This window comes from Acinetobacter sp. YH12254 (genome assembly GCF_013417415.1).
Classification (GTDB): Bacteria; Pseudomonadota; Gammaproteobacteria; order Pseudomonadales; family Moraxellaceae; genus Acinetobacter; species Acinetobacter pseudolwoffii.
On record NZ_VPEB01000019.1, the window covers coordinates 46,464 to 54,316 of the forward strand.

Here is a 7,853-nt window from a genome sequence, read left to right on the forward strand (position 1 = left end):
GAATTCTATAACAATGACCCAGGTGCAACTGCAACAGCTACAAAAACAACTCTGGAATATTGCCAATACGTTACGTGGCACCATGGGGGCAGATGAATTCCGTGATTACATTCTGGGTTTTATTTTCTTTAAGTATTTGTCGGAAAAGTCGGTTAATTTTGCTAATGAATTGCTGGATGGCGAAGATATCAGCTTTTTAGAGCTGGATGAAAACAATCCTGAGCATGTGCCTTATATCGAAGAAATCAAAAAGAATGCCATTGCAGAAGTCGGTTATGCACTCACGCCAAAACAACTATTCCATACCTTAGCTGAGCGTGGCCGTCAGGGCGAATTCATTCTGGATGATTTAACTGCAACCTTAAAATCGATTGAGCAAAGTACCTTAGGTACCGATTCTGCCGATGACTTTGCCAATCTGTTTGAAGATCTGGATCTGAATTCGACCAAGCTCGGCAACAATGCCAGCGACCGTAATGCACTGGTGGCGAAAGTCCTCAGTCATCTGGATGATATTGATTTTGATATTAGTAATACCGAAGCCGATGTACTGGGTGATGCTTACGAATACCTGATTGGTGAGTTTGCATCAGGTGCGGGCAAAAAAGCGGGGGAATTCTATACACCGCAAACCGTATCGACCTTACTGGCGAAGATTGTCACCCAAGGCAAAGAACGTTTACGTTCAGTCTATGACCCGACTTGCGGTTCGGGTTCGTTGTTACTACGTGTAAAACGTGAAGTTAAAGATGTCGATATGATTTACGGTCAGGAGATGAACCGTACTACTTACAACTTGGCGCGGATGAACATGATTCTGCATGACGTGCATTTTGCCAAGTTCGACATCAAACAGGAAAACACTTTAACCCGTCCGCAGCATCTGGATAAAAAGTTTGATGCGGTTGTGGCCAATCCGCCATTTTCAGCCAACTGGTCAGCCGATCCGTTATTTCTACAGGATGAACGCTTTGCCGCTTATGGCAAACTGGCACCAAGCTCCAAAGCGGATATGGCTTTTGTACAGCACATGCTGTATCAACTGGATGATCACGGCACCATGGCGGTGGTATTACCACATGGCGTATTGTTCCGTGGTTCCAGTGAGGGTGTGATTCGTCAGTACCTGATTGAACAGTTGAATGTGGTGGATACGATTATTGGTCTGCCGGCCAATATTTTCTACGGTACCTCGATTCCGACCTGTATTTTCGTGTTGAAGAAAAACCGTGAGCATACGGGCAATATTCTGTTTATTGATGCCAGCAATGATTTTGAAAAGCAGAAGAACCAAAACAAGCTGTTGCCTGAGCATCTGGAAAATATCATTGCAGCCGTTGAAAACCGTCAGGATATTGAAAAATACGCGCATGTCGCAACTTTACAGGAAGTCAAAGACAACGATTACAACCTGAATATTCCGCGTTATGTGGATACCTTTGAAGCCGAAGTAGAAATTGACCTAGATGCAATTGCCCAGCAGCTGCAAGATTTGGAACAAAGCAGTCAAAAGACCGATGCTGTGATTGCAGATTTCTGCAAAGAGCTTGGGATTGCTTCACCTTTTGCGGAGGTGAAGTAATGGCTGCGCCAAAGTTAAGATTTAAAGAGTTTGATGGGGATTTAGCAGAATCAAAACTTGTTGATTCAACTTCATGGGCTTCAGGTGGTACGCCAGCAAAAAATATTCCTGAATATTGGGGTGATGATATTCCATTGATTAGTGGTGCTTCCATGCACACAAATCAGCTTTATGAATCTGATGTAAAGATTACTAAGTTAGGTCTACAGAAAGGTTCCAAATTAGCACCAAAGGATTCAATTTTAATTTTGGTGAGAGGAAGCATGTTGTTTAATAAAATTCCTATGGGAATTACATTAGGCGATGTCGCTTTTAATCAGGATGTAAAATGCATTCGCCCGAAACAGGAACTTGCCCCACTATTTTTGTTCCAATGGTTATATGCTAAAGAAAATACTATTCAAAATAAGGTAACTGCTACAGGTATTGGTGCTGGAAAACTGGATACTGCTGACCTACAAAACCTTAAGTTATATAAACCATCCTCAGAAGAACAAACCAAAATCGCATCTTTTCTTTCTGCCATGGATGAAAAAATCAGCCAACTCACGCAAAAACATGCGCTGCTGAGCCAATACAAACAAGGCATGATGCAAAAGCTGTTTAGTCAGCAGATTCGTTTTAAAGCGGATGATGGGAGTGAGTTTGGGGAGTGGGAGGAAAAGCTTTTATCTGAAATTGGCTCTTTCAAAAATGGCTTAAACAAAGATAAAGAATCTTTTGGTTTTGGTTACCCTTTTGTGAACTTAATGGATGTCTTTGGAAAGCAGATTATTGAAACTGAAAATTTAGGATTAGTTGATGCAACATCAAAAGACTTAGAAAACTATGATCTAAGGAAAGGAGATGTATTGTTTATACGATCTTCAGTAAAAGCTGAAGGTGTAGGACAAACAGCCCTAGTGATTAATGATATAGAAAAAGTTGTTTATAGTGGATTTCTAATAAGGTTTAGAGATAGTTACGGGCTAGATTTAGGATTCAAAAAATATTGTTTTATGAATAATGAATTTAGGCTAAGACTTTTAGCAAAGAGCACAACGAGTGCGAATACAAATATTAATCAAGAATCTTTGTCAGCCTTATCTATTAAAGTTCCATGCCTAGAAGAACAAACCAAAATCGCTAATTTACTATCTGCCATTGACCAAAAAATTGAAGTGGTTGCCCAGCAAATTGAACAGGCCAAAACTTGGAAAAAAGGCTTGTTGCAACAGATGTTTGTGTAGGGGGAACCGAATGCAACTTTATCAAACCCAAGCACAGACATTACTAGAACTCACCGAAGATCCTTTTCGTTTGGAAAGAGAAATTCAAAGCCTGTTTGAAAGCAATCTTTACAGTTTTACAGGTCTGGAATTCATCAAGTCCGAGTTCACGATCAAGAATAATCGTATAGATACACTGGCTTTCGATCCCGAAAGTCAGGCGTTTGTAATTATCGAATACAAGCGTGAACGCAATTATAGCGTGATTGATCAAGGTGTTTCCTACCTGAATCTGATGCTCGACTACAAGGCAGATTTCATCGTTGAGTACAACGAGAACCAGAGTAAACAGCTTAAACGTCAGGATGTGGATTGGTCACAGAGCCGAATCATCTTTGTTTCACCGAGCTTTACCGACTTTCAAAAGCAGTCTACCAACTTTAAAGATTTAGGCATTGAGCTGTGGGAAATCAAACGTTATCAAGGCGGAATTGTTTCAGTCAATCCATTGCAGAAAGCCAAATCAGCGCCTTCAATCAAGCAAGTGCAAAAGGTTGAGTCTGAAGATATTCAAAAGATTGCCAAAGAAATCCAGCAATATGATGAAGCCTATCACTTGGCGGAGAAGTCCGATGACATCAAAGAGCTATATGAGCAATTCAGGGACTCAATTCTGGGCTTAACCACCGATTTAGATATTCATCCCAAGAAAATGTATATCGCCTTCCGTAAGGGTAAGCGTAACTATGTCTATATGAGTATTGGGACAAAGCAAATTCGCATCTGGCTGAATATGCCTTTTAATCAACTGGATGACCCGAAACAGCTCGCGAAAGATGTGACCAATATTGGACATTGGGGAAATGGTGATTGTGAGGTGATCGTCTCAGATACAGAAAATTTAGAATATATCTTGAGTTTAATTAAACAAACATTGAAGTGAATAATTTAAGATTTTAGAGGGGAAGGAAATGACAGTACAAAGCGAATATCAACTTGAAAATGAACTGATCGGCCAACTGCAACAATTAGGTTATGCCTCAGTCACGCTCAAGGACGAACGCCAGCTACTGTCTAACCTGAAAACTCAAATTGAACGCGCTAATGGACTTGCACCACTGTCTGAAACTGAATGGAAACAGGTCATCAGCTTTTTGAATACCGGAACGGTATTTGAACGGGCCAAGAATTTGCGTGATCTGTTCCCGGTCAAATTTGATGACGGTTCAAGTAAGCACATCTTTTTCCTGTCAGATGACCCCAGCAAAAACATCTATCAGGTGACCAATCAAATCACCATTGATCACCGCGACTATAATGGCAGAACCAGCCGTTTTGATGTGACTCTGTTGGTCAATGGTCTGCCACTGGTTCAGATCGAGCTGAAAAAGCGTGGCATGGAAATTGCCGAAGCCTTTAACCAAACCCAACGTTATATCCGTGAAGCGTATTGGGCTGGACAAGGTCTGTTTGGTTTTATCCAGCTTTTTGTCATCAGTAATGGCGCCAATACCCGTTATTATTCTAACGGCACCACAGGCATCGAGTTTGCCTTTCCATGGGCCGATGTCAATAACAAACACATCAATGAAATTGTCGACTTTGCCGAAGCTTTTCTCAATCAGCAGCATCTGACCCAAATGCTGACCCAATACATGGTGCTGCTAGAAACCACGAAAAGCCTGATGGTGCTACGTCCCTATCAGATTTATGCAGTGCAGAAAATCGTGCAGCATGTGCAAAACTCCGATCAGAACGGCTATATCTGGCATACCACCGGTTCAGGCAAAACCCTGACCTCGTTTAAAGCCAGCCAGATCATCATGCAAATGCCGGATGTGGAAAAAGTCCTGTTTGTAGTGGATCGTAATGATCTGGACACGCAAACCTCACGCGAATTTAATGCCTTTAAAGCCGAAAGTGTCGACAGCACCGATAGCACGCATACTCTGGTCAAGCAGCTGGATCAACGCCATGACAAACTGATTGTCACCACCATCCAGAAGCTAAACCGGGCCATCAGCACGGATCGCTATCTGGAATACATTGATTATCTCAAAGACCAGAAAGTGGTGTTTATCTTTGATGAATGTCATCGCAGTCAATTTGGTGAGACCCATCAGAACATCAAAAAATTCTTCAGCAATGCACAAATGTTTGGTTTTACCGGTACGCCTATTTTTGAAAAGAATAGCCAAAGCAAAGCAGGTTTAAAACTGACAACAGATTACCTGTTTAATGAATGCCTGCACCAATATGTGATCGTGGATGCCATCCGTGATCGTAACGTACTGCAATTCCAGATTGATTACCGGGGTAAATATACGGCTAAGGGTATGCAGCACAACCTCGACTATGATGATGAGGTCGAAGGCATTGATACCCGGGAACTCTACGACAATCCACAGCGCCTGGAAATGATTGCCCGCTATATTGTCGAGACGCATGATACCAAAACCCGTAATCGTGAATTCACGGCGATGTTCTGTGTCAGTTCGGTCGATATGTTGACCCAGTACTATGAACTGTTTGAAAAGGTTCAGGCCGAGAAACAGCAACAGGATGAAGAGCAGGGCCGACTGTTCAAACCGCTGACGATTGCGACGATTTTCTCCTATGCCGCCAATGAAGCAGTCCCAGTAGATGAGCAAAACGGGCTGATCCATGAAGAAGCAGCCGATATTCCCAGCCAGATCAATCCGTCCAGTCGCGACAAGCTGGACCGTTATATCGCCAAGTACAACCAGCAGTTTAAGACCAACTACAATTCTGGCGACCAGTTCTATGCCTATTACCGCGACATTGCCGATCGGGTCAAAAAGAAACAGATTGATATCCTGCTTGTGGTGAATATGTTTCTGACCGGTTTTGATTCCAAGCCCTTAAATACCCTGTATGTCGACAAGAACCTGAAATACCATGGCCTGATTCAGGCCTTCTCGCGAACCAACCGCGTCTTTAACGACAAAAAACCTTTCGGCAACATCATCTGTTTCCGTAACCTGAAACGCGCCACTGATGAAGCACTGGCATTATTTTCCAATAAAGAAGCGCAAAAAGTGGTACTGGTGCCAAGTTATGAAGAAATTCAGCAGGACTATGAAGTGGCAGTACAGAAGCTACTAAATATTACCCCTGATTATCAAAGTGTCGACGAACTCATCACTGAAGATCAGCAGCTGGCGTTCATTAAAGCCTTTCGAGAAGTGATGCGTTACAACGCCCAGCTGCAAACCTTTATTGAATATGATCAGGACCAGACTGCACTGGATAAACAGCATTTTGCCAACTTTGCGTCCAAGTATGCCGATCTATGTCGTGATGTACGCAAGACCACTAAAAAAGAAAAAGTATCGGTACTGGACGATGTCGATTTTCAGCTGGACTTACTGCACAGTGACCGGATCAATGTTGGTTATATCATCAACCTGCTACAACTGGCTGTGAATAGTGATGATGAAGACAAACGTAAGAAGTATGAAGCTCAGGTCTATGACCTGATTGGCAATGAAATCACCCTGTATGACAAGCAGGCGCTGATCCAGAAGTTTATTGAAGAAAACCTGCCCAAGATGATCAATGGCCAGAGCGTACAAACGGCCTTTGCTCAGTTCTGGGATGCTGAAAAAGAACAGGCCTATCAGTACCTCTGTACAGAAGAAAACCTGAAACCAGAAGCAATGAAGCAAGTTCTGGAACATTACGAGTTCACCAAACGTTTACCACGTAAGGAAGAATTGAAAGACTTGCTGAACTTTAAAGTGAAGCTGTTTGAACGGGAAAATGTGTTGAGTAATCTGCTGGTCAAGACCCGAAAGCTGATTGAAAAGTTTTATGTGGGGTTTTAACAGCAGCCCGTGAAGTGATCCAATAATCTAGAGCTAGAAGAGACTATTCATTTTGAAACTGCTTCAAATGATTTTGGACTTCTCATATCAGGTTACATCTGAAAAACACATATATTTTATATTGCGAATATGCGTATATTCATATATAAAGCTATGATTCATTGATAAGAGTAAAGCTCATGGATCAAATGCCAAAAGTCCAAATTTATCATAATCCAGCCTGTGGTACCTCACGCAATACGCTGGCTTTAATTCGCAATGCGGGAATTGAGCCTGAAGTGATCGAATATCTAGTTACGCCTCCTTCTCGTGATGAGCTGATTCAACTGATTTCTGATGCAGGTTTATCGGTAAGAGATGCGCTCCGTAAAAATGTCGATCCCTATACCGAGCTGAATCTAGATGATGCCGGCTGGAGCGATGAGAAACTGCTTGATGCCATGCTGCAACATCCGATCCTGATCAACCGCCCGTTGGTGGTTACCGAGCTTGGAACCCGATTATGCCGCCCATCGGAAGTGGTACTGGATATTCTGCCTTCGCCACAATTAAAAGCCTTTGCCAAAGAAGACGGTGAAATCATCGTGGATCAACAGGGCAATCGGGTAAAATAAAGTGTCCCCCCTACGAAAAAGCTTCAACTTGATTGGAGCTTTTTTATCTGAAAAACACATGGACGATGATCCATATCATTTACATACTGAATGAAATAGGTTCTTGAAGGATAAAGGAATTGGATCATCAGCAGGCAGTTTCCCCGTATCAGGTTTTGACAGAGAGTACCATTTTTCAAATCTTACACAGGCTACCGACTGGAAACTGTTGCGCAGGTCAATGGTTCAAAAATCTGCCGATGAGTGCATCGACCTGATCTCATCCCCCTAAAACCAGGAGCTTTAAATGGAAAGCATAATCGCGATTTTTGCCTGGCTGAATGATGTGCTGCTTAAAATGACCTGGCTCTCGGAAGGCGTGCGCTGGCTGGTCGAAAATGTCTTCGGTTTATCGGTGGTGACCCGGCTCGGTGGCAGTATTCACTTCTTTATTTATGATGTTTTTAAGATCTTTATTCTGCTCTCAGTCCTGATCTATCTGTAAGTGAAAGAGGACTCCACCCGACAGTCAGGGTGGAGGTGAATTTCACAGATTTTAACCTTGTTGGTTTTGAATGTATTTCTTAATAATATCTAAGGGCGCACCACCGCACGACCCTGC

General features: G+C 42.5%; 5 protein-coding genes and 2 pseudogenes. All 7 read left to right on the forward strand.

Translation table 11 applies throughout. The annotated features are described in order from the left end of the window. The first annotated feature begins 13 nt into the window (after nucleotides 1-13). Nucleotides 14-1,582, forward strand: a complete 1,569-nt coding sequence (locus FTV29_RS13210; protein ID WP_180075595.1) for a type I restriction-modification system subunit M — start codon at nucleotides 14-16, stop codon at nucleotides 1,580-1,582. Beyond that, nucleotides 1,582-2,079 (forward strand): annotated as a pseudogene (locus FTV29_RS15315) (restriction endonuclease subunit S); the annotation flags it as partial. The gene FTV29_RS13210 and the pseudogene FTV29_RS15315, both read left to right, overlap by 1 nt. Before the next feature lie 36 nt (nucleotides 2,080-2,115). Beyond that, nucleotides 2,116-2,811, forward strand: a pseudogene (locus FTV29_RS15320) (restriction endonuclease subunit S); the annotation flags it as partial. A gap of 10 nt (nucleotides 2,812-2,821) precedes the next feature. Next, nucleotides 2,822-3,733: a DUF5655 domain-containing protein gene (locus FTV29_RS13220; RefSeq protein ID WP_180075597.1), complete on the forward strand. Its 912-nt coding sequence runs from the start codon at nucleotides 2,822-2,824 to the stop codon at nucleotides 3,731-3,733. A gap of 28 nt (nucleotides 3,734-3,761) precedes the next feature. Continuing rightward, nucleotides 3,762-6,638 carry a type I restriction endonuclease subunit R gene (locus FTV29_RS13225; RefSeq protein WP_180075598.1) on the forward strand — a complete coding sequence of 959 codons (2,877 nt, stop codon included), beginning with the start codon at nucleotides 3,762-3,764 and terminating at the stop codon, nucleotides 6,636-6,638. A 179-nt stretch (nucleotides 6,639-6,817) separates the two neighbouring features. Continuing rightward, nucleotides 6,818-7,252: an arsenate reductase (glutaredoxin) gene (gene arsC, locus FTV29_RS13230; RefSeq protein WP_005093706.1), complete on the forward strand. Its 435-nt coding sequence runs from the start codon at nucleotides 6,818-6,820 to the stop codon at nucleotides 7,250-7,252. A 286-nt stretch (nucleotides 7,253-7,538) separates the two neighbouring features. Further along, the gene (locus FTV29_RS13235) at nucleotides 7,539-7,736 is read left to right on the forward strand and encodes a hypothetical protein (protein WP_257223556.1); all 198 of its coding nucleotides are present in this window, start codon (nucleotides 7,539-7,541) and stop codon (nucleotides 7,734-7,736) included. Nucleotides 7,737-7,853 lie beyond the last annotated feature (117 nt).

Excerpts from the sequence above, each read along its gene's own strand:
- FTV29_RS13210 (WP_180075595.1), top strand. The coding sequence starts at position 14 with ATGACCCAGGTGCAACTGCAACAGCTACAAAAACAACTCTGGAATATT.
- FTV29_RS13220 (WP_180075597.1), top strand. The coding sequence starts at position 2,822 with ATGCAACTTTATCAAACCCAAGCACAGACATTACTAGAACTCACCGAA.
- FTV29_RS13225 (WP_180075598.1), top strand. The coding sequence starts at position 3,762 with ATGACAGTACAAAGCGAATATCAACTTGAAAATGAACTGATCGGCCAA.
- arsC (WP_005093706.1), top strand. The coding sequence starts at position 6,818 with ATGGATCAAATGCCAAAAGTCCAAATTTATCATAATCCAGCCTGTGGT.
- FTV29_RS13235 (WP_257223556.1), top strand. The coding sequence starts at position 7,539 with ATGGAAAGCATAATCGCGATTTTTGCCTGGCTGAATGATGTGCTGCTT.